The sequence below is a fragment of the Streptomyces sp. BBFR51 genome (assembly GCF_044591655.1).
GTDB lineage: Bacteria > Actinomycetota > Actinomycetes > Streptomycetales > Streptomycetaceae > Streptomyces.
Window position 1 is genome coordinate 7,940,795 of record NZ_CP172448.1, and the last position, 26,450, is coordinate 7,967,244.

Annotated in this window: 22 protein-coding genes; 9 read left to right on the top strand and 13 right to left on the bottom strand. The window is 73.1% G+C overall.

Going from position 1 to position 26,450, the window contains the following annotated elements:
* Positions 1–8 precede the first annotated feature (8 nt).
* Both ACGH7X_RS36040 and ACGH7X_RS36045 read left to right on the top strand, forming a co-directional pair.
* Positions 9–2,252: a cellulase gene (locus ACGH7X_RS36040; RefSeq protein WP_399893763.1), complete on the top strand. Its 2,244-nt coding sequence runs from the start codon at positions 9–11 to the stop codon at positions 2,250–2,252.
* A 333-nt stretch (positions 2,253–2,585) separates the two neighbouring features.
* Positions 2,586–4,190, top strand: a complete 1,605-nt coding sequence (locus tag ACGH7X_RS36045) for a ricin-type beta-trefoil lectin domain protein (RefSeq protein ID WP_399893766.1) — start codon at positions 2,586–2,588, stop codon at positions 4,188–4,190.
* 60 nt (positions 4,191–4,250) lie between these two features.
* Here the strand turns inward: ACGH7X_RS36045 and ACGH7X_RS36050 are convergent, their stop codons facing one another.
* Positions 4,251–5,420, bottom strand: a complete 1,170-nt coding sequence (locus ACGH7X_RS36050) for a lactate 2-monooxygenase (RefSeq protein ID WP_399893769.1) — start codon at positions 5,418–5,420, stop codon at positions 4,251–4,253.
* Positions 5,421–5,780: 360 nt separating this feature from the next.
* Between ACGH7X_RS36050 and ACGH7X_RS36055 the strand changes: the two genes are divergently transcribed.
* Complete coding sequence (locus ACGH7X_RS36055; protein WP_399893772.1) at positions 5,781–6,215, top strand: protease inhibitor; 435 nt, start codon at positions 5,781–5,783, stop codon at positions 6,213–6,215.
* Positions 6,216–6,368: 153 nt separating this feature from the next.
* Here ACGH7X_RS36055 and ACGH7X_RS36060 read toward each other — a convergent pair whose 3' ends face one another.
* The 9 genes from ACGH7X_RS36060 to ACGH7X_RS36100 form a co-directional block, all read right to left on the bottom strand.
* Positions 6,369–6,542 carry a CDGSH iron-sulfur domain-containing protein gene (locus tag ACGH7X_RS36060; RefSeq protein WP_399897584.1) on the bottom strand — a complete coding sequence of 58 codons (174 nt, stop codon included), beginning with the start codon at positions 6,540–6,542 and terminating at the stop codon, positions 6,369–6,371.
* Between the two features lie 91 nt (positions 6,543–6,633).
* Positions 6,634–7,278, bottom strand: a complete 645-nt coding sequence (locus tag ACGH7X_RS36065) for a HemK2/MTQ2 family protein methyltransferase (RefSeq protein ID WP_399893774.1) — start codon at positions 7,276–7,278, stop codon at positions 6,634–6,636.
* Positions 7,279–7,308: 30 nt separating this feature from the next.
* Positions 7,309–8,346, bottom strand: coding sequence for an iron-containing redox enzyme family protein (locus ACGH7X_RS36070; RefSeq protein ID WP_399897587.1), 1,038 nt, complete (start codon positions 8,344–8,346; stop codon positions 7,309–7,311).
* Between the two features lie 55 nt (positions 8,347–8,401).
* A complete protein-coding gene (locus ACGH7X_RS36075) occupies positions 8,402–8,581 on the bottom strand; it encodes a hypothetical protein (protein ID WP_399893777.1) in 180 nt (59 codons plus the stop codon).
* Positions 8,582–8,613: 32 nt separating this feature from the next.
* Complete coding sequence (locus ACGH7X_RS36080) at positions 8,614–9,624, bottom strand: Ppx/GppA family phosphatase (protein ID WP_399893780.1); 1,011 nt, start codon at positions 9,622–9,624, stop codon at positions 8,614–8,616.
* Between the two features lie 103 nt (positions 9,625–9,727).
* Positions 9,728–12,550, bottom strand: a complete 2,823-nt coding sequence (locus ACGH7X_RS36085; RefSeq protein ID WP_399893783.1) for an NHLP bacteriocin export ABC transporter permease/ATPase subunit — start codon at positions 12,548–12,550, stop codon at positions 9,728–9,730.
* A gap of 1 nt (position 12,551) precedes the next feature.
* Positions 12,552–14,774, bottom strand: coding sequence for an NHLP family bacteriocin export ABC transporter peptidase/permease/ATPase subunit (locus tag ACGH7X_RS36090; protein WP_399893786.1), 2,223 nt, complete (start codon positions 14,772–14,774; stop codon positions 12,552–12,554).
* Entirely contained in the window at positions 14,771–15,577 is an 807-nt protein-coding gene (locus tag ACGH7X_RS36095) for an HlyD family efflux transporter periplasmic adaptor subunit (protein WP_399893789.1), read from the bottom strand. The genes ACGH7X_RS36090 and ACGH7X_RS36095 overlap by 4 nt, the downstream gene beginning before the upstream one ends.
* Before the next feature lie 85 nt (positions 15,578–15,662).
* Entirely contained in the window at positions 15,663–15,878 is a 216-nt protein-coding gene (locus tag ACGH7X_RS36100; RefSeq protein ID WP_003978108.1) for a hypothetical protein, read from the bottom strand.
* 581 nt (positions 15,879–16,459) lie between these two features.
* Here ACGH7X_RS36100 and ACGH7X_RS36105 point away from each other — a divergent pair.
* The 4 genes from ACGH7X_RS36105 (at position 16,460) to rfbB (ending at position 22,121) form a co-directional block, all read left to right on the top strand.
* Complete coding sequence (locus tag ACGH7X_RS36105; protein ID WP_399893792.1) at positions 16,460–17,794, top strand: S1 family peptidase; 1,335 nt, start codon at positions 16,460–16,462, stop codon at positions 17,792–17,794.
* 413 nt (positions 17,795–18,207) lie between these two features.
* The gene (locus ACGH7X_RS36110) at positions 18,208–20,706 is read left to right on the top strand and encodes a SpoIIE family protein phosphatase (RefSeq protein WP_399893794.1); all 2,499 of its coding nucleotides are present in this window, start codon (positions 18,208–18,210) and stop codon (positions 20,704–20,706) included.
* Positions 20,707–20,811: 105 nt separating this feature from the next.
* Positions 20,812–20,991, top strand: coding sequence for a hypothetical protein (locus ACGH7X_RS36115; protein WP_399893797.1), 180 nt, complete (start codon positions 20,812–20,814; stop codon positions 20,989–20,991).
* A gap of 155 nt (positions 20,992–21,146) precedes the next feature.
* Entirely contained in the window at positions 21,147–22,121 is a 975-nt protein-coding gene (gene rfbB, locus ACGH7X_RS36120; protein WP_399893800.1) for a dTDP-glucose 4,6-dehydratase, read from the top strand.
* 24 nt (positions 22,122–22,145) lie between these two features.
* Here rfbB and ACGH7X_RS36125 read toward each other — a convergent pair whose 3' ends face one another.
* Positions 22,146–22,730, bottom strand: a complete 585-nt coding sequence (locus tag ACGH7X_RS36125) for a hydrolase (protein ID WP_399893803.1) — start codon at positions 22,728–22,730, stop codon at positions 22,146–22,148.
* A gap of 168 nt (positions 22,731–22,898) precedes the next feature.
* Here ACGH7X_RS36125 and ACGH7X_RS36130 point away from each other — a divergent pair, with 168 nt between their 5' ends.
* Positions 22,899–23,399: a metallophosphoesterase family protein gene (locus tag ACGH7X_RS36130; protein WP_399893806.1), complete on the top strand. Its 501-nt coding sequence runs from the start codon at positions 22,899–22,901 to the stop codon at positions 23,397–23,399.
* A 411-nt stretch (positions 23,400–23,810) separates the two neighbouring features.
* Here ACGH7X_RS36130 and ACGH7X_RS36135 read toward each other — a convergent pair whose 3' ends face one another.
* The gene (locus tag ACGH7X_RS36135) at positions 23,811–24,176 is read right to left on the bottom strand and encodes a nuclear transport factor 2 family protein (RefSeq protein ID WP_399893809.1); all 366 of its coding nucleotides are present in this window, start codon (positions 24,174–24,176) and stop codon (positions 23,811–23,813) included.
* Between the two features lie 174 nt (positions 24,177–24,350).
* Here ACGH7X_RS36135 and ACGH7X_RS36140 point away from each other — a divergent pair, with 174 nt between their 5' ends.
* Entirely contained in the window at positions 24,351–24,635 is a 285-nt protein-coding gene (locus ACGH7X_RS36140) for a hypothetical protein (protein WP_399893812.1), read from the top strand.
* A gap of 8 nt (positions 24,636–24,643) precedes the next feature.
* Here ACGH7X_RS36140 and ACGH7X_RS36145 read toward each other — a convergent pair whose 3' ends face one another.
* Entirely contained in the window at positions 24,644–26,398 is a 1,755-nt protein-coding gene (locus ACGH7X_RS36145) for an ABC transporter ATP-binding protein (protein WP_399893815.1), read from the bottom strand.
* Between the last annotated feature and the right edge of the window lie 52 nt (positions 26,399–26,450).

Here is a 26,450-nt window from a genome sequence, read left to right on the forward strand (position 1 = left end):
GCCCGGACGTGAAAAGACGCAGAACCGCGCTCGTCTCCCTGACGGCCCTGCTGGCGGCGGCCGTCACCGCGCTGCCCGCCGCCCCGGCCGGCGCCGAGGAGACCGAGCAGGTCAGGAACGGCACCTTCGACAACGGCACCGACTCCTGGTGGACCAGCAGCAACGTCACCGCGGACGCCTCCGACGGGCGGCTGTGCGCCGACGCGCCCGGCGGCACCACCAACCGGTGGGACGCGGCCGTCGGCCAGAACGACATCACCCTGGTCGCGGGGGAGTCGTACAAGTTCTCCTTCACCGCCACCGGTACGCCCGCCGGCCACGTGGTCCGCGCGATCGTGGGCCTGTCGGTGTCGCCGTACGACACCTACTACGAGGTCAGCCCGCAGCTGAGCGTCTCCGGCGACACGTACTCCTACACCTTCACCTCGCCCGTCGACACCGCCCAGGGCCAGGTCGGCTTCCAGCTCGGCGGCACGCCCGACGCCTGGCGGTTCTGTGTGGACGACGTGTCCCTGCTGGGCGGCGTGGCACCCGAGCCGTACGTGCCGGACACCGGACCGCGGGTCCGTGTCAACCAGGTCGCCTACCTGCCGGACGGCCCGAAGAACGCCACGCTCGTCACCGACGCGACCTCGCGCCTGCCGTGGCAGCTGAAGAACGACGCCGGCCGGGTCGTCGCCCACGGCCGCAGCGTGCCGCGCGGCGTGGACGCCTCCTCCGGGCAGAACGTCCACTCGATCGACTTCGGCCGCTACAAGAAGCGCGGCGAGGGCTACACCCTGGTCGCCGACGGCGAGACCAGCCGCCCGTTCGACATCGGCACGGCCGCCTACGAGCGGCTGCGCACCGACTCCGCGAAGTACTACTACACCCAGCGCAGCGGCACCGCCATCAGCGGCGACCTGCGCCCCGGCTACGCCCGCCCCGCCGGGCACGTGGGCACGGCACCCAACCAGGGCGACACCGAGGTGCCCTGCCAACCCGGCGTGTGCGACTACACCCTGGACGTCTCCGGCGGCTGGTACGACGCCGGCGACCACGGCAAGTACGTCGTCAACGGCGGCATCTCCACCTGGGAGCTGCTGAGCACCTACGAGCGCTCGCTGCACGCGCGCACGGGGGAGCCGGCCAAGCTCGGTGACGGCACGCTCGAGATCCCCGAGAGCGGCAACAAGGTGCCCGACATCCTCGACGAGGCCCGCTGGGAGCTGGACTTCCTGCTGAAGATGCAGGTGCCCCAGGGACAGCCGCTGGCCGGCATGGCCCACCACAAGATCCACGACGAGCAGTGGACCGGGCTGCCGCTGCTGCCGAGCGACGACCCGCAAAAGCGCGAACTGCACCCGCCGACCACCGCGGCGACCCTGAACCTGGCGGCGACGGCCGCGCAGGCCGCCCGCCTGTACCGCCCCTACGACCGTGAGTTCGCCGCGAAGGCACTGGACGCGGCCCGCACCGCCTGGGCGGCGGCCCTCGCCCACCCGGACCTGCTCGCCGACGAGAGCGACGGCGTCGGTGGCGGCGCCTACCCCGACGCCCAGGTCGAGGACGAGTTCTACTGGGCCGCGGCCGAGCTGTACCTGACGACGGGGGAGCGGGACTTCAAGGACCACGTGCTGAACTCCCCGGTCCACACCGCCGACATCTTCGGCCCGATCGGCTTCGACTGGGCGCGCACCGCGGCCGCCGCCCGCCTCGACCTGGCGACCGTGCCGAACCGGCTCCCCGGCCGGGACAAGGTCCGCCGTTCCGTCGTCCGGGGCGCCGACGGCTACCTGGCCACGCTGAAGGCGCACCCGTACGGCATGCCCTACGCGCCCGACAACAACCTGTACGACTGGGGCTCCAGCCACCAGGTCCTCAACAACGCCGTCGTCCTCGCCACCGCCTACGACATCACCGGGGGTTCCAAATACCGTGACGGCGCCGTCCAGAGCATGGACTACATCCTCGGCCGCAACGCGCTGAACATGTCGTACGTCACCGGCTACGGCGAGGTCAACGCGCACAACCAGCACAGCCGCTGGTACGCCCACCAGCTCGACCCCGCGCTGCCGGCGCCGCCCGACGGCACCCTGTCCGGCGGCCCGAACTCGAGCATTCAGGACCCCTACGCGCAGAGCAAACTCCAGGGCTGCGTCGGTCAGTTCTGCTTCATCGACGACATCCAGTCCTGGTCGACCAACGAGCACACCATCAACTGGAACGCCGCGCTGGCCAGGATGGCCTCCTTCGTGGCGGACCAGGGCTGACCCCCGAGCCCCCGAGCCCTCGAGCGCCGCGCCGGCCGCCGGAGAAATCCGAAAGCCGGCGCGGCCCCATGGGAGGCAATGGAATCTGACCTTCTTTCAAAGGCGGCCGATGTTGCTCGGTCGCCTTGTTGACCATGAGTGGTTTGTGCGAGAGTGAAGCACCCGTGCGGGGGGTAAAGGCCGGGTCTCGCACGCGCTTTGACGGGCCGGGTCCGATTTCGCCATGGCGAATTCACGCCCCCCGTGCCCTGCCCAAGAGGTACACACCAATCCGTGGGTCCTTTTCGGCATCGGAACTTCTGAGTCACCTGCGCGTGGGAAGGAACCACCTCAGTGCCCACCCCCCACCCCCCTCGACCCGCGTACCCGCCCCCCGGCGGGGCCCCCGGGGAGTCCGACGAGTTGCTGGCCGCGCGGCTCCGGGACGGCCCGGAGAGCGAGGCCGCCCAGGTCGCCGCCCTGCTGATGGCCCGCCACTGGCAGCCCGCGCACGACTACGCGACCATCTGCCTCGCCACGTCGGCGCAGGTCACCGCCATGGTCACCGCAGCCGCCTGGCACCGGGTGCTGGCCCGCCTCGCCCAGGGCGAACAGGCCACCGCCCTGCGGCCGCGCCTGCTGGTGGCCGTCCGCGACACGGTCCGGCAGTGGTCGGCCGACGACTCGATATCCGACGTTCTGCCGCAGTTGCTCAAACCCGCCGGCGGACGTGGTATGCGGGCGGCGAAGTCCCTGACTCCGGAAAACCGGACGTTGGCCGCCCGGGCATTCGCGTCTCTTCCCGGACCGGCCCGTTGTTTGCTATGGCACACGGAGGTGGAGGGCGAGTCCATAAGTGTCCCGGCCGGTCTGCTCGGCATGGATACCGACACCGCGTCGGCCACCCTCGAACAAGCGCGGGAGAAATTCCGCGAGGGTTGTCTCCACGCCCATAGGCAGCTCGCGCCGAGTCAGGACTGCCGCTTCCACAGCCGGCTGCTCGACGTCCCGATTCGCCGCGGCGGCGCCCTGCTGCCGGATGTCCGCAAGCACCTGGCGGACTGCCGTCACTGCCGGCACGCTGCCGATCAACTCGGGCACTTCGAGCGTGAGTTGGGCACGCTGATCGCCGAAGCCGTGCTCGGCTGGGGCGCCCGGCGCTATCTCGACTCCCGTCCGGCGCGCGTGACGCTGGGCGCGCTGGCCAAGGGCGCCGCCCGGCACCGGAACGGACGCCCCGGACTGCTGGCCCGGATTCCGGTGCCCGTGCGCCTGCCCGGCCGCCCGCGCTCGGGCCGGTCGGTGCTCCGACAGCTAGGCGCCGCCTCGGCCGGAGTGCTGGCCGTCGTGCTGGTGGTGAGCGTGTGGTCCTACGACGGCGGCGGCGCCGATCCGGCCGCCTCCACCAGCGCCGTCGACGGCGACGGCGAGACGTCCGCGACGAGCCGTCCGAAACCGTCCGGCGCGGCCGGATTGCCCACGTCGGCCGACCGGACGCGGCTGCGCAACGTCGCCGCGAACCTGTGCCTCGACGTCCGGGGCGAACCGAAGGCGGGGGCGGGCGCCCGGCTGGCGGCGTGCTCCGAGGCGTGGACCCAGCAGTGGACCTACGAGGACGACGGACTGCTGCGCAGTGTCGCCGACCCCGGGCTGTGTCTGGACTCGCGGGCGGACGCCGGAGTCGTCGTTCTCGGTACCTGCGCCGACGAGGGCACCGAGCGGGGCGACGACGTGCGTTACGACCTGACCGGCGAGGGGGTACTGGTGCCGCGCGGACAGCGGCAGCTCGTGCTCGCCACCACCACCGGCGCGCCGGACGCCGACCTCGTCGTGAAGGTGCGTGACGGGTCCGAGGCCCAGCGCTGGCGGACCGACCCGGTGCCGACGGCGGAGGGCTCCCTGTCGATCGCCCGCACCGACACCCCGGGCGCGCGGGCGGTGGAGCTGTCGGGCGGCTGAGGGAACCGGCGCGCCGTCGGCGGCGGCCTCATCGGCGCGGGACGGCGCACCACCGGACCCTCACACCGGGTCCTCGACGAGGTCCTCGGGTCCCGGCGTCGCCGGTGAGGCGTGGCCGGACAGGGCCAGGGTGAGGTCGAGTTCGGCGAGCAGGCAGCGGATCACGTGCTCGACGCCCGCCTGTCCGTCCAGGCCCAGCCCATAGACGTAGGGACGGCCCAGGAGCACCGCCCGCGCGCCGAGCGCGAGGGCCTTGAAGACGTCGTCGCCGGTGCGGACGCCGCTGTCGAACAGCACGGTGAGCCGGTCGCCGACCGCCGCCACCACCCGCTCCAGCGCGTCGGCCGCCGCGACGGAACCGGCCACCTGACGGCCGCCGTGGTTGGAGACGACCACGCCGTCCATCCCGGCGTCGGCGGCGAGCTTGGCGTCGTCCGGGTGCAGGACGCCCTTGAGGACGATCGGGCCGTCCCAGTTCTCCCGCAGGAACGCCAGATCCGGCCAGGACTTGCCGGGATCGGAGAACATGCCGACGAAGTGCATCACCGCCGCGTTCGGGTCCTCGTGCACCGGCTTGGCCAGACCGGCTCGGAACGCCGGGTCCGAGAAGTAGTTCGCGGTGCCCACCCCGTGCAGGAAGGGCAGGCACGCCTGGTCGAGATCGCGCGGGCGCCAGGACAGCAGCGGCGTGTCCAGCGTGACGAACAGCGCGCTGTACCCGGCGGACCCGGCGCGGTGCAGGAAGCTGCGCGCCACCTCGCGGTCCTTGGGCCAGTACAGCTGGAACCAGCGCTCGGCGTCGCCCATCGCCTCGGCGACCTGCTCCATCGGCGTGCTGGAGGCGGAGGAGAGGATGTACGGCACCCCCTGCGCGGCGGCGGCCCGTGCGGCGGCCGGCTCCGCGTCCGGGTGCATGATCGACAGCACCCCCACCGGCGCCAGCGCCAGCGGGGCGGGCAGCGGACGGCCGAGCACCTCGACCGAGAGGTCGCGTTCGTGCACGTCCCGCAGCATGCGCGGGACGATCCGGCGCCGGTTTAGAGCCGCCCGGTTGGCGCGGGCGGTGCTGCCGTCACCGGCGCTGCCCGCGACGTACCCGACGGGTCCGGGGCCCAGCCGATGCGCGGTCAGCTCCTCCAGCCGGGTCAGGTCGGTGGGCAGCCGCGGCACCGCGCCCGTCATGCCGTTCAGATAGATCTCGTACTGGAAGTCCGCCCAGTGCTTCGGCATCCCACGTCCGCCTCTCGTCGTCGAGCTCGCGCCGCCAGCACCATACTCGCCGGTATGCCGTGGTCGGCCGCCAGGGGGGACGGGCCTGTTTCAGGGGTGTTTCAGGCCTATTGGCGAACGTGTGGATCACGCCATCCGGCCAGTTCGGGTCTCAATAATCGATCAAGAACCGTCCCGTTCCGGACTTGGAACGTTCGAATTTCGTGACTTCACGCCACTGATTCAATACGCAATGTTACCGAATCCCGTGGGGTCGAGATGAGTTTCGACGGCGGACTCGGCAGACTCGCGCTCGCCGTTCCGGCACCAACCGAGCCGGGCCGGCGTCAACACCCTCGAAAGAGCGGAAGGATGCACACAATGCGGAACACCGCGCGCTGGGCAGCGACTCTGGGCCTGACGGCCACCGCCGTCTGCGGGCCCCTCGCCGGGGCCTCCCTCGCCTCCCCGGCCACCGCCCCCGCGTCGCTCTACGCCCCCTCGGCCCTGGTGCTGACCGTGGGGCACGGAGAGAGCGCTGCCACCGCCGCACCCCTGCGCGCGGTCACCCTGACCTGCGCCCCCACGGCCTCGGGAACCCACCCCGCAGCCGACGCGGCCTGCGCCGAACTGCGCGGCGCGGGCGGCGACCTCGACGCCCTGACCGCCGAGGACGGGGTGATGTGCACCCGGGAGTACGCCCCCGTCGTCGTCACCGTCGACGGCGTCTGGCAGGGCCGGCGCCTCTCCTACGAACGCACCTTCGCCAACGAGTGCGTGAAGAACGCGGGCAGCGCGAGCGTCTTCACGTTCTGAGGGACCGGGACCGTTCGGCCCGGGCGGTGTGACCGGCGGCTCGCTACTGGGGAGTGCGAGCGCCGCCGCACGGGTCCCGCGGTCCCGCACCGGGGACGGCGGACGGAGTGGGGCCGTCCGCCGTCCTCCTGGACCAGGGGCGGCCGGCGGGGGTCAGTCCCTCGCGTCCTGCCCGTCACCGGCTCCGGACGACCTGGCGCGGTGGCTGGTGTCGCACCAGGGGTAGCGCCTGCTGCGCCGGCACGTGCACAGCGCGACCCGGAAGCGGTCGCAGGACACCGTCGTCCCGTCCTCCAGTTCCACCTCCACCGGCCCCTCCACCAGCATCGGGCCCCGGCGCTGGACCTTGATCCGGCGCGGGGCGTCGCTCGGGCGGGAGGCGCCGGTCGGGCGGGAGGCGTCGGACGGGCCGGGGGAGTCAGACGGGGAGTTCGGCACGGACGACCACCAGTTCCTCCTCGTACTCGGCCAGGGACAGCAGCCCGCGCTGCCGCAGCCAGTGCTCCCGGCCGCGCACCACGGGACCGAACGCGATCCGCCGCCGCCGCGTCACCGCGGCCTTCAGACCCGCCTCGCGCAGCAGCCCGACGGTCCGCCCGGGGTCGCTGAGCGCCGACTGCACGAGCAGCAGCACCCCGCCGGGGCGCAGCAGAACGGGCGCCTCCCGGCAGATCCGGTCCAGGACCATGCGACCGTCGTGGCCCGCGTCCCAGGCCCGTGCCGCACCACGCGGACGTCGGGCGCCGGCCGGCGCCGGGACATACGGCGGGTTGGCCAGCACCAGGTCGAACGACTCACCGCGTACGGGCGTGAAGAGGTTCCCGTGCCGGACGCGGATCCGCAGCCCGGCCCGGGCGGCGTTGAGCCGCGCGGCGCACACGGCGCGCCACGACACGTCCACCGCGGTCACCCGGCCGCCCCGCAGCGCCGCCGCCAGGGCGAGGGCGCCCGTGCCGGTGCCCACGTCGAGCACGGCCGCCCCCGGGGGCAGCGACTCGTCGGACAGCGCCCCGGCCAGCAGGGCGGTGTCCTCCTGAGGGGCGTAGACGCCCGGTAGCACCATGAAATTCACGGAACCCACGTACCCCGGCCGTCACGAAATATGAGAAATTTCGGAATCGGCGCGGAGAGCCGGGGCGACCGGCAGCGGTACGCGCAGGGACGACCGTCCCGCCCGCCAGTCGGCGAGCAGCCGGGCGCCGAAGCGGTCCTCGAGATGCCCGGTGGCGTCGATGCCGAAGGCGACGTCCGCCGCGAGCCACGGTTCCTGCTCCAGCAGGCCGTCGATCACCTCGTGCCGCACGATCTGCTCGTGCACCGCGTCGGCCTCGACGTGCTCGTCGTAGAAGTGTTCGGCGGCCGGCCCGGCACCGGTGCGGCGCATCGCCTCGGCGAGCCGCCGGGAACCGGGCGACGAGGTGATCTCCACCGCCGCGAAATGCCCCACCAGGGCGCCGCGCAGCGCCCGGTGCAGGCCGAACAGGGACATCATGTTCACCGTCGCCAGACACTCGGCGGAGGCCGCGTCCAGATGGCTCCCGTAGGTCGTGTCCAGGCCCAGATCCGCCATCAGGTCGGCGAACAGCCGGGCGTGCACCCGCTCGGCACGGCCGCCGCCGTACTCGTCGAACTCGACCGCGGCCATCGCCGCCTTCGCGCGTCCCCACAGCCGCGGCAGCACCCAGGCGTGCGGGTCGGCCTCCTTGAGGTGGTACAGGGAGCGCTGGGCCGCGTACTCCCGCAGCTGCCACAACTCACCCTCGTCCCGCAGGAAGTGGCTGACGCCCTCGCCGTGGACGGGTTCGACGAGCAGCGCCCCGACCGCGTCCTCAACGCTCTCGTGCACCCGGGTGTCGGCCCGCAGCGCCGACAGGAAGCGGTCCTCCAGCGCCGCCCGGGTGCGCAGCAGTTCCGGGTCCCACTCGAGGCCGGGGGACACGCCCGCGAAACCCCGGTAGTGCAGCTCGTAGCACTGGTACAGGGCGAGCTGCAGGTCGTCGCCGTACACCGGGGCGGCGGCGACCGCCTCCGGGCCGGGCAGTGGGCCCGTCCCCAGCAGGTGGGCGCCGACGGCCGCGGCAAGCGGGCCCCGGGCCGTCGGCAACTGTGGTCCTTCGCGGTCGTACTCCATGCGCCGCGAGTACCCGGACGCCGCCGCGGCACCCGCGGTGCCGCGGTACGGGGCGTCACTCTCCCTCGACATCCTTTTGGGCGCCGGTGTTCGGCGAGGTGGCGTCCCCCGCCTCGCCCCGGTGCTCGCCCTCCTCGGACTCCGCGTCGCGGGGCTTTGCCTCCTCGATCTCGCGCAGCACCTCCTCGACGGCGGTCTCGGGCCGCTGGTGGTCGCGGTCGCCTTTGTGGGACACGAACGTCTCCTTCCAGTCGTTCGGGTTCCCGGTCAGTTCGACGTGGCCGCCAGGCGCAGGGGCACCGGAGCCGGGGCCACGGCCTCCTCGCTGCGGCGGACGACCTCGGCCCACCAGGACGGGCCGTCCTCTATGTGGCGCAGCAGGATGCCCTCACGGATCGCCCAGGGACACAGCGCGACCGATTCGAGTCCGGTCAGCTTCATCGCGGTGTGCCCGACGACGGCGCCGGCCAGGCTCTGTGCCGCGCGCGGTGCGGAGATCCCGGGCAGCCGGGCCCGCTCGGCGGCGGACAGGGCGGCCAGCCGGCCGACCGCGTCCCCCAGGTCCGAGCAGAGCATCCGCCGCTCCATGAAGGGCCCGTGCCGGCCGGGCGGGGCACCGCACAGCCGCCCCAGCTGCTGGAAGGTCCGTGAGGTGGCCACGGCCGTGCGCGGCCCCTCCCAGCGGATCCGCGCCGCGACGTCCCGCAGCTGATGGCGGACCTTGCGGCGCAACGCCCGCAGCTGGTCCGGCGGCGCCGGGGCCTCGCCGCCCGCCAGGAACTCGTGGGTCAGCCGGGCCGCCCCCAGCGGCAGCGAGGCCACGAAGCCCGGCAGCCGGCCGCGCCCGAACGCCACCTCCAGCGAGCCGCCGCCGATGTCGAGCAGGGCGAGCGGTCCCGCCCGCCAGCCCATCCAGCGCCGGGCCCCCAGGAACGTCAGCTCCGCCTCCACCTCGCCCGGCAGGGTGCACAGCGGCACCCCGGTGCGGGCGTGGACGGTGCGCAGCACCTCCCGGCGGTTCGGCGCGGCACGCACCACGGCGGTGGCGAACGCCAGCGGCCCCGACGCCCCCCACCGGTCCGCGGTCCTGCTCGCGTCGGCGACCGCCGCCACGAGCCGCTCCACGGCCTCCTCGGGGACCGGGCCCCCGGGCTTGACCTGCTCCGACAGCCGCAGCCGCCACTTCGCGGTGTGCACCGGCAGCGGGACCCCGCCCTCCGCGTCCGCCACCATGAGCCGGACCGTGTTCGACCCCACATCCACCACGCTGATACGCATGAAGGCGCAGGTACCCATTTACGCGCCGGTCCAACGGCATCCGGGGCGCCACGGCCGGAAACCGGGCGGACCCGGCCGGGCACGCCCGCCGCCCCGGTACCCGTCAGGCGAGCTGCCGCCGCACCAGCTCGTGCAGCCGGCCGCCGGTGTCCGCCAGCAGCGCGGCGGGCGGACCCTGCTGGGCGACCCTGCCGTCCTCCATCACGATCACGCGGTCGGCGTCGAGCACCGTGGACAGGCGGTGCGCGATCACGATCCGGGTGGCGTTCAGCGCCTTGGTGGACTCGATCACGGTGCGCTGCGTCTCGTTGTCCAGGGCGCTGGTCGCCTCGTCGAAGAAGAGGACGCGCGGCCGGCGGATCAGCGCCTGCGCGATCATCAGCCGCTGCCGCTGGCCCCCGGAGACCGCCCCGCTGCCCGACACGATGGTGTGCAGGCCCATCGGCATCCGCTTGATGTCCTCCGCGAGCCCCGCCATCTCGGCCGCCGCCATCGCCTCCTCCGGCGTGTACGGCTCGGTGCCGCAGATGACGTCCATGATCGAGCCGGTGAAGGGCTGCGCGTGCTGAAGCACCACCCCGCACTGCCGGCGCACCGCCGACTGGTCCAGCGCGGCCAGGTCCTGGCCGTCGTACAGGACACTGCCCGACAGCGGCCGGTCGAAGCCGATCAGCAGCCGCAGCAGGGTCGACTTGCCGCAGCCGCTGGGCCCGACGACCGCCACGAACTCGCCCGGCCGCACCTCGAAGGACACGTCGTCCAGGACCAGCGGCCCGTCGTCGGTGTACCGGAACGACAGCCGGCGCGCCTCGATCGCCCCCGACAGCGGCCCCGGCCGGGTGCTGGCCGTGCGCACCTCGGGCGTGGCGTCCAGCACCGGCCTGATCTCCTCGAACAGCGGCAGCGCCGCCACCCCCGACACGAACGCGCCGGTCAGCTGGGTGACCGAGGTCAGCAGCATCGTCACCGCCGCGTTGAAGGTGAGGAACTCCGCCGCCGACATCGAGCCCCGCGCCGGACCGGCGAGGAGCATGAACATCAGCAGCGTGCACAGCGGCAGGTACACCGCGCCGAGCACCGAGTTCAGGTTCTTGACGTGCCCCGCCCGCTGCTGGAGCTCACGGCTGCGCGCGAACTGACCCGCCCAGGCCGCGTACGCGTAGTTCTCGGCGGCCGCGACCCGCAGCTTGGGCAGCCCGCGCAGGGTCTGGAAGGCCTGGTTGTTCAGCTTGTTGGTGAGCTTGACCAGCCGCCGCTGCCAGCGCACCTGCCACAGCCCGAGCCCCAGGAAGACACCGGCGACGACCACCAGCATGCCGATCGCCGCGAGTGCCATCGGCACGCTGTACCAGAGCAGCAGCCCCAGGTTCATCGCCCCGACGGTCACCGACTGCGCCACGGTCGGGCCGACCCCCGCCAGCAGTCTGCGGATCGCGCTGATGCCCATGGCCGCGCTCGCCAGCTCGCCGGTGGAACGCTCGGTGAAGAACTTCGTCGGCAGCCGCAGCAGCCGGTCCCACACGGCCGGTTGCAGGGTCGCCTCGATCCGCCCCTCGAGACGCAGGATGGTGAGGTTCTGCAGCAGCATGAAGGCCGCGGCGACGACGCTGCTCAGCATCACCGCGAGGCACACCTGCGCGATCAGCCCGGTCTGCGCCTTCGGCACGAACTCGCCGAGCACCCTGCCCGTCGCGATCGGCACCAGCGCGCCGATCGCCACCGTCACCAGACCGGCGAGCAGCAGCCCGGTCAGATCCCCGCGCGTGCCCGACAGACAGAACCGCAGCAGCCTGAGCGGACTGAGCCGCCGCTCGGGCAGCGGCCGGTAGAACATCACCGCGCGCGGCTCGAACTCCGCGGCGTTCGCCTTCTCCACCGGCGTCTCACGACCGGTCGCCGGATGCACGGCCACATAGCCGCCACGCCGCCACAGCAGTGCCACCGGCGCCCCCGACAGCGTCCGGTGCCCGACCAGCGGTCCGACGTCGTCGCGCCACCAGCGGTCCTCCAGCCGCACGGACCGGGTGCGCACGCGCGAGGCGAGGGCGATGCGCTCCACCGGGTCGAGCCGGTCGCTCTCGGTCCCGTTGCGGGCGGGCTCGGCGAGCGGGATCCCGGCGGCGCGGGCGACCAGCCGGCACGCCGCGTACGTGGCGTCGGCGTCGGCGGCCGTGGTGCGCTGCGCCGACCGCTTGCCGATGGAGGCCAGCAGCGTCCGGTCGGCCTGGGCGCGCACCGCCTCACCGGCCTTGATGCCGGCCGCGGTACGCGTCTCGTGGGTGCGCTCGAGTTGCTCGATCCAGCGGTCCAGGGTGGTCAGCAGCCGGTACTGCTGGTCGACCATGCTCTGCCACAGGGCCGGGTCCATCAGCAGATCGGCGGCCGCCTCCTGGCCGTACACCGCCCCGTACTGCACGCTGCCCGGCGGCACCTGCATCCAGAACACGTCGTCGTCGGTGGGCGCCGCGGCCCGCTCCGAGGCCATCGGTGCCTGGAAGAGGACGGTCAGGCCGCGACCCACGCCGAGGGCCAGGGCGTACTCCAGCGGGCTCGTCGTCGGCGGCACGTACTGCGGGTTGCCGTACGCGTCGTACGACCACGTCTGGGTGCTCGCCGGCTGGTACAGCTCGCGCAGGGCGATGCGGTGCACCACGCAGTCCCTGAGCGGGCGCGCGACCAGCGTGTGCCGGGGCCCGGAGACCGGCCCGAGCAGCACCGAGCCCGCCTCGAGGCGGCCCAGGTGATGCCAGTGGCCCTGCTCCCCGGCGTCGACGGCGAACAGGTCCACCGCGCCGGACGCCACCAGCCACAGCACCTGCGGCCCCTCCAGGTCGAGCCGGCCGAACCCGGCGCAGTCGACGCGGGTGCCCAGCGAGCCGAGCGCCCCGAGGACGAGGTCGCCCTGTCCTTCGTGCACTGCCGTCATCTCACCGCTCCCTGACCAGAGCCGCGTACGCGCCACCGCGTGCCACCAGCTCCCCGTGCCGTCCGCGCTCCACGACCGTGCCGTGCTCCAGGACGACGATCTCGTCGCTGTCCCGCACGGTGCTGAGCCGGTGCGCGATCACCACGCAGGCGCAGCCGCGCCGGCGCAGGTTGTCCATCACCACCTGCTCGGTCTCCGCGTCCAGGGCGCTGGTCACCTCGTCCAGGACGAGGATGCTGGGCCGGCGCACCAGGGCCCGTGCGATCTCCAGCCGCTGGCGCTGCCCGCCGGAGAAGTTGCGGCCGTCCTGCTCGACCGGGCTGTGGATGCCGCCGGGCCTGCGCGTCACCACGTCGTACAGCGCGGCGTCCTTGAGTGCGTCCACCACGGCGTCGTCGGGAATCGACGGGTCCCACAGCGCCACGTTGTCGCGCACGGAGCCCTCGAAGAGGAACACGTCCTGGTCGACGAAGGAGACGGAGGACGCCAGCGCCCCGCGCGGGATGTCGTCCAGCCGCTGCCCGTCGATGCGGATCACACCGTCCCAGGGGGCGTACAGACCGGAGATCAGCCTGGACACCGTGGACTTGCCGCTGCCCGAGCCGCCCACCAGGGCCACCTGCTGCCCCGGCCCGACCGTGAGGTCGAAACCGGTGAGCAGCGGCTTGTCCAGCGGGTTGTAGCCGAAGGAGATGTTCTGCAGCTCGACGTGGCCGCGCAGCCGGCGGGTCGAGTCGGTGCCGCCCGGACGGTCGTAGAGCGGGTCCGCCCGGAAGTTCTCCACGTCCTTGAGGCGGGCCACGTCGGCAGCGAAGTCCTGGATGCGGCCCGCGACGCCGTTCAGCCGGGTCAGCGGAGCCGTGAAGCGGACCACCAGCGCCTGGAAGGCGACCAGCAGGCCGACCGAGATGTGCCCCTCCACCGCGCGCATACCGCCGATCCACAGGATCAGCCCGCTGTTGAGCGTCGCGAGGGTCGGCGCGACCACGCCCAGCCAGGCGCTCGGCACCCCGAGCCGCTGCTGCTCCTCCAGCGTGGTGGCGTGCTGGCCGGCCCACTTGCGGAAGTAGCCGTCCTCGCCGCCGGTCGCCTTCATCGTCTCGATCAGCTGGAGACCGGTGTACGCGGTGTTGGTCAGCCGGGCCGTGTCCGCCCGCAGCTTCGCCGTACGGGTCGCGCGCAGTCGGATGACGACCCGCATCGCGAGGATGTTGAGCAGCGCCACGCCGACGCCGACGAAGGTGAGCTGGGGGTCGTACGTGTACAGCAGCACGGCGTACAGGACGACGACGATCGCGTCCACGCCCGCGGCGGAGAGGTCGCGGGCCAGCGTCTCGGCGACGGCGTCGTTGGACTGCAGCCGCTGCACCAGGTCGGCCGGGCTGCGCTGGGAGAAGAAGGTCACCGGCAGCCGCAGCAGGTGCCGCAGGAAGCGGGCGCTGGAGAGGGTGGAGGAGATGATGCGGCCGTGCAGGAGGTTGGCCTGCTGGAGCCAGGTCAGCACCACCGTCAGCAGCACACAGGCTCCCATCGACGCGAAGAGCACGCCGAGCAGCGAGGTCTGTCCGCCGATCAGGAACATGTCGATGTAGGTGCGGCTGAGCGCGGGCACCGCCGCGCCGACCGCCACCAGCAGCAGGCTCGCCAGCACGGCGGCGGGCAGCGTCCCGGCGGTGCCGCGCAGCCGGGCCGGCATCGCGCCCAGCACGCCCGGTTTGCGGCCGCCCCGGGTGAAGTCCTCACCGGGCTCCATGGTCAGCACGACCCCGGTGAAGGACCCGTCGAAGTCCTCGAGGGACACGAAACGCCGGCCCTTGCCGGGGTCGTTGATGAACACCCCGCGCCGTCCGAACCGGCGCCCGATGCCGTCGTAGACGACGTAGTGGTTGAACTCCCAGAACAGGATGGCCGGTGCCGTCACCTCGGCGAGCGCGGCCAGGTCCATCTGCATGCCCTTGGCGGTGAACCCGTAGCTGCGCGCCGCCTTGAGCAGATTGCTGGCGCGCGACCCGTCGCGGGAGACGCCGCAGGCGATGCGCAGCTCCTCCAGCGGGACATGGCGGCCGTAGTGACCGAGGACCATCGCGAGGGAGGCTGCCCCGCACTCCACCGCCTCCATCTGGAGCACGGTGGGCGTACGGACCGTCTTCGCGCGGCTCTTGGGCACGCTGCGCTTCGGCGGGGCGGCGCGGCGTCTGCCCCGGGTCTCCTGTGCGGTGCTCACGGCAGCAGCCAATCGACGGGACGCTCGTCGGCCAGCCGGATCGAGCCCGAGGCCAGGGTCATGGAGGTCAGTTCGAACGGCGGTCCGTCCGCGGAGGACCACTCGTAGCCGCTCTCGGTCGACTTCGAGGTGTCCAGCCGGACCGTCACGGCCACCGGCCTGCCCTCCTTGGTGAACTGCTCGCCGAGCTGGCTGTCCCCGAGGAACGCGCCGATCGTCTGCGCCGACTGCGCCGAGCGGTCCACGGACTTCACCTGCCCGTGCAGGACGCCGTACTGCTGCGTCGGCACCGACTGGACACTCAGGTCGACCGAGGCGTGCGCGGGGATGGCGGCGGCCTTCTCGGCGGGAACGTAGACGGTGGCGTAGAGCGGGTCGTCGGCGTGGGCGACCTTCTCGACCGAGGCGACGTTCGCGCCGGTCTGGATGATCTGCCCGACGGTGGCCGCGAGTGCGCTGACCCGTCCGGCGTCGACCGTGCGGACCACGGTCTCGCCCTCGGCGGTGCGGACCTTCAGTACGGGGGCGTCGGCCGCCAGCCGCTGTCCCGGGCGCGCGAGGACCGCGGTCACCTGGCCCGAGACGGGACTCTGCAGCAGGTAACTGCCCTGCCCGTGGGTGAGGATGGCGGGCGCGCCGACCGTGGAGGTCACCGAACCGCCCACCGCCCACACGGACGCGGCGGCCATCGCGACCACGGTCACGGACAGCACCAGCCAGCCCTGCGGGCGGGCGAAACGCACCGGAAGGTCTAGTTCCTCCGGTGACTGGAGTTTTGCGAGGGCCTGTTGGCGGAACTGCACGGCTGACGTATCCCGGGCTTGAGGAGAACGGCCGAAAAGTCCCGGAGCCTGGTTGGCTCCGGGACTCAGCGGTACAAGGGCGCGATCAGAGACCGGCGACCAGGCCCGTGACCGGGGCCGTGTTCAGGCCGGTGACACCCTCGACGGTGCCGACGGCCGTGTTGAGCAGGCCGGAGACCGGGGCAATGCCGTCCACCAGGCCGGTGACGGTGCCGACGGCGTTCACGTTCAGGCCGCCGGAGACGTTGTCGAGGTCGGCGTCGGAGATCTCGACGGTCTCAACCTGGGGGGTGGAGTTCATGATGGAACTTCCCTTCGTATAGCTATTTCACAAGGGGGGAGCGGCCCCCTCTGGGGACAGATGACGGCCGCGACCGCGGGCGCCGGGCGCCCGTTTCCGGAGCCGACCGCGGCCCCCGCGGTGCGATGGATCAAAGCACGCGGCCGGTCCGGGCTTCCAATCAAACATCCCTCCCACCAGGGCACTTGCGACGCCGGGGCGCCCAAGCGTGCAGGACCGCGCACGCCTTCGCGGCCACTTCTTCACACCGTGCGCGACATCGGCTCGTGCCACCCCTTGCACGCACGCGGGCGATTGGGACACTCCCGCCCCAAAGACGTGCGGGGTACCGCGGGGTTGTGCAGATCCCCCAACGAGGGTGACCGGGTTGGGCATTCGATGTGCAGATTTGCTGAAGCAGGGATTCCGCTCCGTGATCGCAACCGTACGTCCCCGGCCGGATGCGGAGGGTGTCGATCCGGCGCGGTCCGACGGCCCGTCTGAACACCCGGCCCGGCCCGTGCGTACCAACAGCCGTCCAGGCGCCCCCAACAGCTGCCGGACCGGCGGGCACGGACCCCGGTCCCAGGAGGTCGAGTAGGTTGAGTCACAAGCGAATCCCGAAGCGCAAGGCCGCGATGGCGGCGGGCGGTGTGGTGGCGCTCGGCGCGGCCGCCATCCTGCTGCCGAACGCCAACGCCTCGCAGGACGGCGGATCCTCGGACGACGCCGCGGCGGCGCCGAGGACCCTCAAGGCGGCGGACGCGTCGGACCTCGCCTCGCGGCTCGCCGGCATGCTCGGCGACGCCTTCGCCGGCTCGTACTACGACTCCGGCGCGCAGCAGCTCGTCGTCAACGTGGTCCCCGGGGACAACAACCAGGTCGTCGTGCAGGCCAAGCAGGCCGGCGCGGAGGTCCGCGAGGTCGACAACAGCATGGCCGAGCTGAGGAGCGGCGCCCAAACCCTGAAGTCCGAGGCGACCATCCCGGGCACCTCGTGGGCGATCGACCCGCGCACCAACAAGATCCTGGTGACCGCCGACAGCACCGTCACCGGCGACCGGTGGGAGCAGCTCGAGTCCACCGTCGAGGGCCTCGGCTCCGGCATGGCGACCGTCAACAAGTCCGCCGGCACCTTCAAGACCTTCGTGTCCGGCGGCGACGCCATCTTCGGCGGCGGCGCGCGCTGCTCACTCGGCTTCAACGTCACCGCGGGCGACGGCTCGCCCGCCTTCCTGACGGCCGGTCACTGCGGAGTCGCGGCCGACCAGTGGTCCGACGCGCAGGACGGGCAGCCGATCGGGACCGTGGACCAGGCGGTCTTCCCCGGCGAGGGTGACTTCGCACTCGTGAAGTACGACGACCCGGCGACCGAGGCCCCGAGCGAGGTCAACCTCGGCGACCAGACCCTCCCGATCGGCCAGGCAGCCGAGGCGACGGTCGGTCAGCAGGTCTTCCGCATGGGCAGTACGACCGGGCTGGCCGACGGTCAGGTCCTCGGCCTGGACGCCACGGTCAACTACCCCGAGGGCACGGTCACGGGCCTCATACAGACCGACGTCTGTGCCGAGCCGGGCGACAGCGGCGGCTCCCTGTTCACGCAGGACGGCCTCGCCATCGGCCTGACCTCCGGCGGCAGCGGGGACTGCACCGTCGGCGGCGAGACGTTCTTCCAGCCGGTCACCACCGCCCTGGAGGCGGTCGGCGCCACCCTCGGCGGCGACGCGGCCGGCGGAGCGGGCGACCAGGCCGGCGGGGACGAGGCCGGCGGGGACGAGGCCGGGGGCGGCGACGCCGTCGGCGGTGGCGACGAGGCGGGCGGTGAGCAGGCCGGCGGCGGGGACGCGGGCGCGGGTGCCGGTGAGGCGGGTGACGCCGGTGACGCGGGCGACGGCACGGGCGCCGGCAGCGGGGACGGCTCAGGACTGACGGGCTGACGGGCTGACGGGCAGAGGGGATGACGGGCCGGCACTGACGCCCCGCACCACTCGCACAGCGCTCTCCGGCAAAAGGAGCTCCGGACCGCCGATCGGCCCCGACGGGACCGGTCGGCGGCCCGGCGGTGTGTGCGGCCGGTCCGGCCCTTCGGCGGGAGGCCCGGACCACCGGACCACCGGACCACCGAAGGCCTCGACCACCGAAGGACCCGACCGCAGCGCGCTCCGGCCGGCCCGCGCGTCGCCGGCCGTGAGGCGCGACCGGCCCCGCCTCCCACCCGCACGTGCCGGCGGCCGGGGAGCTCACGGGCGTACGGCTCGTCGGCACGCGACCACGCGTGTGCGCGGCGCCCCGTCCGCGAGCCCCCTGCGGGCCCTCGAGCGCCGGTACCCCGTCCCTAGGGGCTGCGCGGGTGTCGCATAAGCGCTGTAATGGCGACGTGGTCGGACAGGGCGCTGCGGAACGCGGATCGAGGACGCTGCGTGCCGAGGGTGCCCTGAAAGCGATCGCGGCGGGCCCGGAGCCCGAGGAGCGGCCGCGCCGGATCCTCGAACAGGCGCTGGTCTTCGCGGGCGCCTCCCTCGCCGCCCTGTACACGCCCGGCGACGACCGCGAGCTGCTCTGCCTGGCCGAGTCGGCCGGCGCGCCGCGAACCCTGTACGGAGTACGCGACAGCTACCCGGCGGCGGGCGGCTCCCCGGTGGCCGACGCCCACCGCGCGGGCGAGGCGGTGTGGGTCGGGCCCGAGGAGTTCGCCGGATCGGCCGAGTCGCGGCACGTGCCTTCCAGCGGCTTCTCGCTCGCCACGCTGCCCGTGCGCGGGGACGGCGGCGGCTGCCTCCTCGCTCTGACCGAGCGCCCGGAGGGGTTCGACGCCGAGGACCGCCGGTGCCTGGAACTGATCGCCGAGGCCATGACCTGCCCCGCCCCGGCACAGGCAGTGGCAGCGGCCGCGGCCTCGGCGGAGGCCGGGGAGCTGCAGCCGGGTGCCTTCACCCTGGCCATGGACACCGGCCGGGTGGAGGTGGGCGACGACATCCTGCGCCTGTTCGGCCTCGCCCCCGACGAGTTCGACGGCAAGGTCGAGACACTGCTCGGCCTCGCCGTGCCGGAGGACCTGCCCTCGCTGATGTCGGTGACCGAATCCGACCACATGTCCATCGGCGACCGTGAGCTGGAGTTCCGGGTGGAGCAGCCCACCGGCCCGCCGAGGTGGCTGCGGCTGAGCGGGCGCCTGCTGCCCGGCGGCGACGGCCGGCCGACGCGTCTGGTCGGCACCGTCGCAGACGCCTCCACCCTGCGCCCGGACGTCACCGACGTGGCCCGCGTCCAGCGGCTCGCCGCCGCGCTGGCCACCGCCGGCACCGTCCGGGACGTCAGCCAGGCCGTCGTCGCCGCCCTGCGCAGGCCGCTGCGCGCCGACCGGATCGCGCTCGCCGAGCTGGAGAACGACCGGCTCGTCGTCACCGTCCTCGACCCGCCCGAACCGGAGTCCTGGCCGGAGCTGTGGCGGCTGGAGTGGCGCACCGAGTGGCCGGACGCGCCGGTACGGGCCATGCCCACCCTCGCCGCCGCCCTGCGCGAGGGGCGCGCCCGGATCTGGCCCGCCGGCACCGGCGACCTGGAACCGGCCCTCGCCGACGTCGGCCCGGGCGGCCTGGCCGTGCTGCCGCTGCCCGCCGGGGGCCGCATGGCCGGCGCCTGTCTGATCGGCTGGGACACCCCGCACGACTTCGGACCCGACGAACGCGCCCTGCTCACCGCCTCCGCGGGTCTCGCCGGGCAGGCCCTGATGCGGGCCCACGCCTTCGACGCCGAGCACGAACTGGTCGGCATGCTCCAGCGTCAGCTGCTGCCGCGCCGGCTGCCGAAGCTGCCCGGCGCGGTCGCCGTCGCCCGCTATCTGCCCAGCACGGCCGGCCTCGAGCTGGGCGGCGACTGGTACGACGTGATCCCGCTGCCCGACCACCACGTGGCCCTCGTCATCGGCGACGTCCAGGGCCACAGCGCCGGCGCCGCCACCCTGATGGGCCAGATGCGCACGGCCCTGCGCGCCTACGCCGTCGAGGGCCACCCGCCCGACGTCGTGGTCTCCCACGCCAACCGGCTGCTGACGGGCATGGAGACCGACCTCTTCGCCACCTGCGTCTACGTCGAGCTGGACATGGAGGAGGGCTCCGCCTGGTGCGTGCGGGCCGGGCACCTGCCTCCGGTGCTGCGCCACCCCGACGGCAGTACGGAGATCGCGGAGGTGGAGGGCGGCCCGCCGCTCGGCGTGGTGACGCAGGCGGACTTCCCGATGAGCCCGCTGCGGCTGCGGCCCGGCACGCTGATCGCCCTGACCACCGACGGCCTGGTGGAGACGCCCGACGCCGACATCGACGAGGGCATGGACCGGTTCGCACACGCCTTGGCCGTCTCCGACCCCTCCCACCTCGGGCTCGTCGCCGACGCCCTGCTCGGCAACGCCCGCCGCAACGACGACGTCGCCCTGCTGCTGGTGCGCTACGACGGCATGTCCCTGCGCCCGCTGCGGGAGAGCTGGTCGGTGTGGCGGCTGCCGGAGGCCGTGCGGCACGCCCGCCGCTTCACCCGGCGCACCCTGCGCTCCTGGGGCGTACCGGACGACGACGTCGACGGCGTCCTGCTGATCGTCTCCGAACTGGTCACCAACGCCCTGGTGCACACCGACGGCAAGGTGCGCCTCGACCTCACCCTGATCAGCGGCCGGCTGCGCGTCGCGGTCGCCGACGCCTCACCCCGTACGCCCGTCAAGCCGACCAGTATCGGCTGGGAGGCCACGGGCGGACGCGGCATCCTCCTCGTCGAGGCGATGTCGGCGACCTGGGGGACGCTGCCGGTCAGCGGAGGCAAGCAGGTCTGGAGCGAGGTCCCGGTGGGCGGCCGGTGAGCGCCGCCGCCCGCCTCAGGTGACCGGCGTTTCACGGTGGCCCGACCGGGGACCCGGAGGGGCGACCGCACCGGACGCGGAAAAGAAGAAGGAAGATGATGCCTCGTGACCACGGACACCAGCGGGAAACCCGCTGTCCGTCGGCTGGAGACAGGATGGTCGAAGGCCCGCCGCCTGCGGAGCAGGGGCCTGATGCGCACCTGCGTACCCGCCGTCGAGGACGGCAGCGCTCCCCGCGCACCGCAACCGGGCCAGGAGTCGAACATCGTCCGGGGCGAGGACTGACCGAGCCCCGAGGGTGGTGACACCGCCCAGCGCGCCGGCCTCGCTGCCGGCGCGGTGCGGGTTCCGGGCCGGTCACGGACGACGCGGGGCACGCGGGTAGCGTCAGGGGCGTCCCCCGGCCCCGTCCCCGAGCGCAGCAAGGCACTGAACCGTTCATGAACATCCTGGTCACCGGCGCCGCCGGGTTCATCGGCTCCCGGTACGTCGAAACGCTCCTCGCTTCCGACGTGCCCGGGGCACCGCGCATCACGGTGCTGGACGCGCTCACCTACGCCGGAACCACCGCCAACCTCGAACTCGGCCATCCCCGGCTCGAGTTCGTGCACGGCGACATCCGCGACGCCCCGCTCGTCGACAGGCTGATGGCCGGGGCCGACCAGGTGGTGCACTTCGCCGCCGAGTCCCATGTGGACCGCTCGATCCACGCCGCGGCCGACTTCGTCCTCACCAACGTCGTAGGTACCCAGAACCTGCTGGACGCCGCCCTGCGGCACGGCGTGGGGCCCTTCGTGCACGTTTCCACCGACGAGGTCTACGGCTCCGTCGAGTCCGGCTCGGCGACCGAGGAGCACCCGCTGCGGCCCACTTCCCCGTACTCCGCCTCGAAGGCGTCGGGCGACCTGCTGGCCCTCTCGTACCACCGCACCCACGGCCTGGACGTACGGGTGACCCGGTGCTCCAACAACTACGGCCCGCGCCAGTTCCCCGAGAAGCTCGTGCCGCTGTTCGTCACCCGCCTCCTGGACGGCCGCCGGGTGCCGCTGTACGGGGACGGGCGCAACGTCCGCGACTGGCTGCACGTCGACGACCACTGCCGGGGCGTCGACCTCGTGCGGACCGGGGGCCGGGCCGGCGAGGTGTACAACATCGGCGGCGGCACCGAGTGGAGCAACCGCGACCTCACCGGCCTGCTCCTGGACGCCTGTGGCGCCGACTGGGACCGGGTCGTGCACGTCGAGGACCGCAAGGGCCACGACCTGCGCTACTCGGTCGACTGGAGCAGGGCCCGCGAGGAGCTGGGCTACCGGCCGGGCCGCGACTTCACGGCCGGGCTGGCCGAGACCGTCGCCTGGTACCGGGACAACCGGGCCTGGTGGGAGCCGTTCAAGCAGGACACCGTCGTGGACTGACGCCCCGCGGCGTCCGGCCGCCGGTCAGCAGCGCGTCTTGGCCAGCAGCTCCAGGATCTCTTGCGTCGTGCCCGTCTCGCCGAGACGCGGGAAGATCCGCTCGACGCTGCCCCGGTGCGCCTCGGCGCTCATGTCGCTCATGGCGTCGGTGGCGAGCGTGACGTGGTAGCCGTGCTCGTGGGCGGCGCGGGCCGTGGACTCCACGCCGATGCTGGTGGCTATGCCGCACAGCACGATCTGGGTGACGCCGCGGCGGCGCAACCGGACGTCGAGGCCGGTGCCGTGGAACGCGCCCCAGTTGCGCTTGGTGACGGTGATGTCGTCGGGGTGGCCCGCCAGTTCGTCGACGACGACGTCCCAGCCCTCGGGCAGGGACCGGCCGGCCCCGCCGACCTCCGTGCGACCCGGCACCGCGTCCGCCCCGTCGGCGGCGAAGGAGACCCGGACCAGCACAACGGGCAGGTCGCGGGCCCGGAAGGCATCGGCCAGTTCGGCACTGCGGGCGACGACCTCGGCGCCGCTGTACGGCTGGGTGGGCGCGCCGACGATACCGGCCTGGAGGTCGATCACGACGAGAGCGGTGCGGGGGTCGAGGGCGGTGACTGCCATGAGGGGGTGCCTTTCAGGCGGATTTCTCCGGAGAGGTCGGGACCCGAAGCGTTCGCGTCCATGACGCCACGGTAATTTCGACAGGTAAAACTGTCCAGTGAGACTGAACAGTTTTACCTGCTGATTGCGCGGTGCCGGTGCGCCGCCCCCCGCCATTAGGCTGGCTCCGTGCGTCTGCTGCTCATGTCCGACACCCACCTGCCGAAGCGGGCGAAGGGACTGCCGGCTCCACTGCTGGCGGAGATCCCGCGCGCCGACGTGGTCCTGCACGCGGGGGACTGGGTCGACACGGCCACCCTGGACCTGCTGGAGAGCCGCAGCCGCCGACTCCTCGGGGTGTACGGCAACAACGACGGACCCGCACTGCGCGCCCGGCTGCCCGAGGTGGCGTACGCCGATCTCGGCGGCCTGCGCTTCGGCGTGGTCCACGAGACGGGCGCCGCCCAGGGACGCGAGAGACGCTGCGCCACCCGCTTCCCCGACCTCGACGTCCTCGTCTTCGGGCACAGCCACATCCCGTGGGACACCACCGCGTCCACCGGACTGCGGCTGCTCAATCCCGGATCGCCCACGGACCGTCGCCGTCAGCCGTACCGCACCTACCTGACCGTCATGGTCGCCGACGGCAGGCTGGGGGAGGTCGAACTGCACCGGCTGCCGCCACGGTGAAGGGGCCGGAGGAAGACGAGCCGGACGAGAGACGGGCAGCGCCCGTCAGGACGCCGCCCGGTGCGGACCGGGCCGCTCCGTGTCGCAGGAAGCGGCCCGGACGCTTCTTCTTGAGTGCGCTGTCACGGACCTCCTTCCGGGGGAGTGGTGCCGAGGACATGCATGCCTCATCCGTTGCCGGGCGACTACCCCTGTCGGGCCGCCTCACACATCGGTGCGGCGAAGGCCGGCAGCGCCACGGTCCACGTGCCGTCTCAGCGCTGCCTACCGCGAGTACCACTGGGCGGTCAGCCGCTGTGTGGCGCGACGGCTGGACGGGCGCTCCGGCGAGGTCGAGAAAGTGGTGGCGGGGGTGTTCACGCCCCGGCCTGGAGACCACGTTCACCGAGGACCGTCCGGACCACGCGTCGGCTATTCGTCCCAGACCTGGACGACGGTCTGCTCGGCGATCCTCCCGTCCCGCAGCGACAGCATCGACTCGGCGAGGACCCGCACGCCGTCCGGGTAGGTGCACTCCTCGGTGAACGCGGCCTGGTCGCCCTGGACGACGCAGCGCTCCATGCGGTGGGTCATGTCGCGGCTGTAGACGTCGTCGAGCATCTCGGCGATCTCGTCCCGGCCGTGCAGCACCTTGGGACGGCTGGGCTGGTCGTACCGGTCGACGACGCGGACCTCCGCGTCCCGCGCGTACAGCGACAACAGAGGTGCCGCCGTCTCTCCTTCGATGCCCCGGCGCAGTGCTTCGGTGTCGAAGCCGGGGCCTGCCGTGGTGCTCATGACGACCTCCTTCGAAGGCCGCGGCCCGAAGGGGGGAACGGGCCGCAGTGGCCCTCTCCTTCGAGCTTCCTCCGTCCCCGGGCCCACGGCAACGGCGGCCGTGACACTCGTCCTCACGGGTGAGCCGCACCGCCGGCCCGTGTCCGCCCCCGGCCCACCGGCGTTGCTCAGCACATGATCTCAACACGACGTATCGTCGCCGTTGTCGGGCTCGCCGCCGGTGTCACCGGCCTCGCCGCCCCGATGGCGAGCGCGTCCGGCGGGGGCCCGCTGGGCACGGAGAAGCTCAGCGTGACGAACACCCTCGACTCGCTCGCGGTCAGTGACATGCCCGCCGAGGACCGGGCCCAGCTGCCCCTGCCGTCGCAGCAGCTGAACCGGCTCAACGACCTCGACCAGCTCCAGCAGGTCACCGGCCTGGTCTCGCCCCTCTTCGGCGCCGTCCCCGCCCTGGGCTGACGTCCGCGTCAGCCGCCGGTCGCCAGGAACTGGGTGGCCGCCAGCTCCGCGTACAGCGGATCGGCGGTCACCAGCTCCCGGTGCGTGCCGACCGCGCGGACCCGCCCCGCGTCCATCACCACGATCCGGTCGGCCGTCGTCACCGTGGACAGCCGGTGGGCGACGACCAGCACCGTGGTCGTCCGGGCCACGTCGGCCACGGTGTCGCGCAGCGCCGCCTCGTTGACCGCGTCCAGCTGCGAGGTGGCCTCGTCGAGCAGCAGCAGCCGGGGACGGCGCAGCAGCGCGCGGGCGATGGCGACCCGCTGGCGCTCGCCGCCGGACAGCTTGGTGCCGCGATGACCGACCAGCGTCTCCAGGCCGTTCGGCAACCGCCCGACCAGACCGTCGAGACGGGTCGTCTTCAGCACGCCGGCGACGGTGCCCTCGTCCGCCTCGGGGTTGCCCAGCAGCAGGTTGTCCCGCAGGGAGCCGGACAGCACCGGGGCATCCTGCTCCACGTAGCCGATCGCGGCCCGCAGCGAGGCCAGCTCCCAGTCCGCGAGGCTTTGGCCGTCCAGCGTGATCTCCCCGGAGCCCGGGTCGTAGAACCGCTCGATCAGCGAGAAGACGGTGGTCTTGCCCGCGCCGGACGGGCCGACGAACGCCGTCATCCCCCGGGCCGGCACCTCGAAGCTCACCCCGTGGTGGATGTACGGCAGATCGTCGGCGTAGCGGAAGCGGACGTCGTGGAAGGCCACCGACGCGGGCTGCGCGCCGGGCGAGGGCAGCGGGACCGGCCGGGCGTGCGGCTCCGCGGGCAGCCGCAGCGCGTCCTGGATGCGGCCCAGCGCCGCCCGGCCCGTCTGGTACTGCGTGATCGCGCCGACCACCTGCTGGATCGGCGACATCAGATAGAAGACGAACAGCAGGAACGCGACCAGCGTGCCCACGTCGATCGCCCCCGTCGCCACCCGCCCGCCGCCCACCGCGAGCACCGTGATGAAGGCGATCTGCATCGCGAGCCCGGCCGTGTTGCCCGCGGCGGCCGACCACTTGGCGGCGCGCACGCTCTGCCGCCACGACTCCTCGGCGGCCTCGTGCAGCGCCCGCTCCTCCCGGGGCTCGGCGCCCGACGCCTTCACCGTGCGCAGCGCGCCGAGTATCCGCTCCAGCGCGGCACCCATCACGCCCACCGCGTCCTGCGCCTGCCGGCTCGCGCGGTTGATGCGCGGCACGATCAGCCCGAGCACGGTCCCGGCCCCCAGCACCACCGCCAGCGTGACCCCGAGGAGTACCGGGTCGACCACGCCCATCATCACCAGCGTCGCCACCAGCGTGAGCCCGCCGGTGCCGAGGCCGATGAGGGAGTCGGTGGTGACCTCGCGCAGCAGGGTCGTGTCGGAGGTGATCCGCGCCATCAGGTCGCCGGGCTCGGTGCGGTCCACCGCCGTGATCCGCAGCCGCAGCAGATACGACGACAGGGTGCGCCGCGCCCCGAGCACCACCGACTCCGCGGTGCGCCGCAACACGTACGAACCCAGCGCCCCCAGCGCCGTGTTGGCGACCACGAGCCCCGACATGGCCAGCAGGGCACCGGTGATGGTCCGGTCGTGGGACAGGTCGTCGATCAGCTCCCGCGCCACCAGCGGCAGCAACAGCCCCGTGGCGCCGGTGACCAGGGAGAGCAGCGCGCCCGCGAACAGGGCCCCGCGGTGCGGCCGTACGTAGGACAGGAGCAGCCGCCAGGCTGGCTGAACGGTCTCCGGCTCTGCGGTGGTCACGTTGCTCCTTCGGCACGGTACGGCACGCGGACGAGGCCCTCAGGCTACGTCG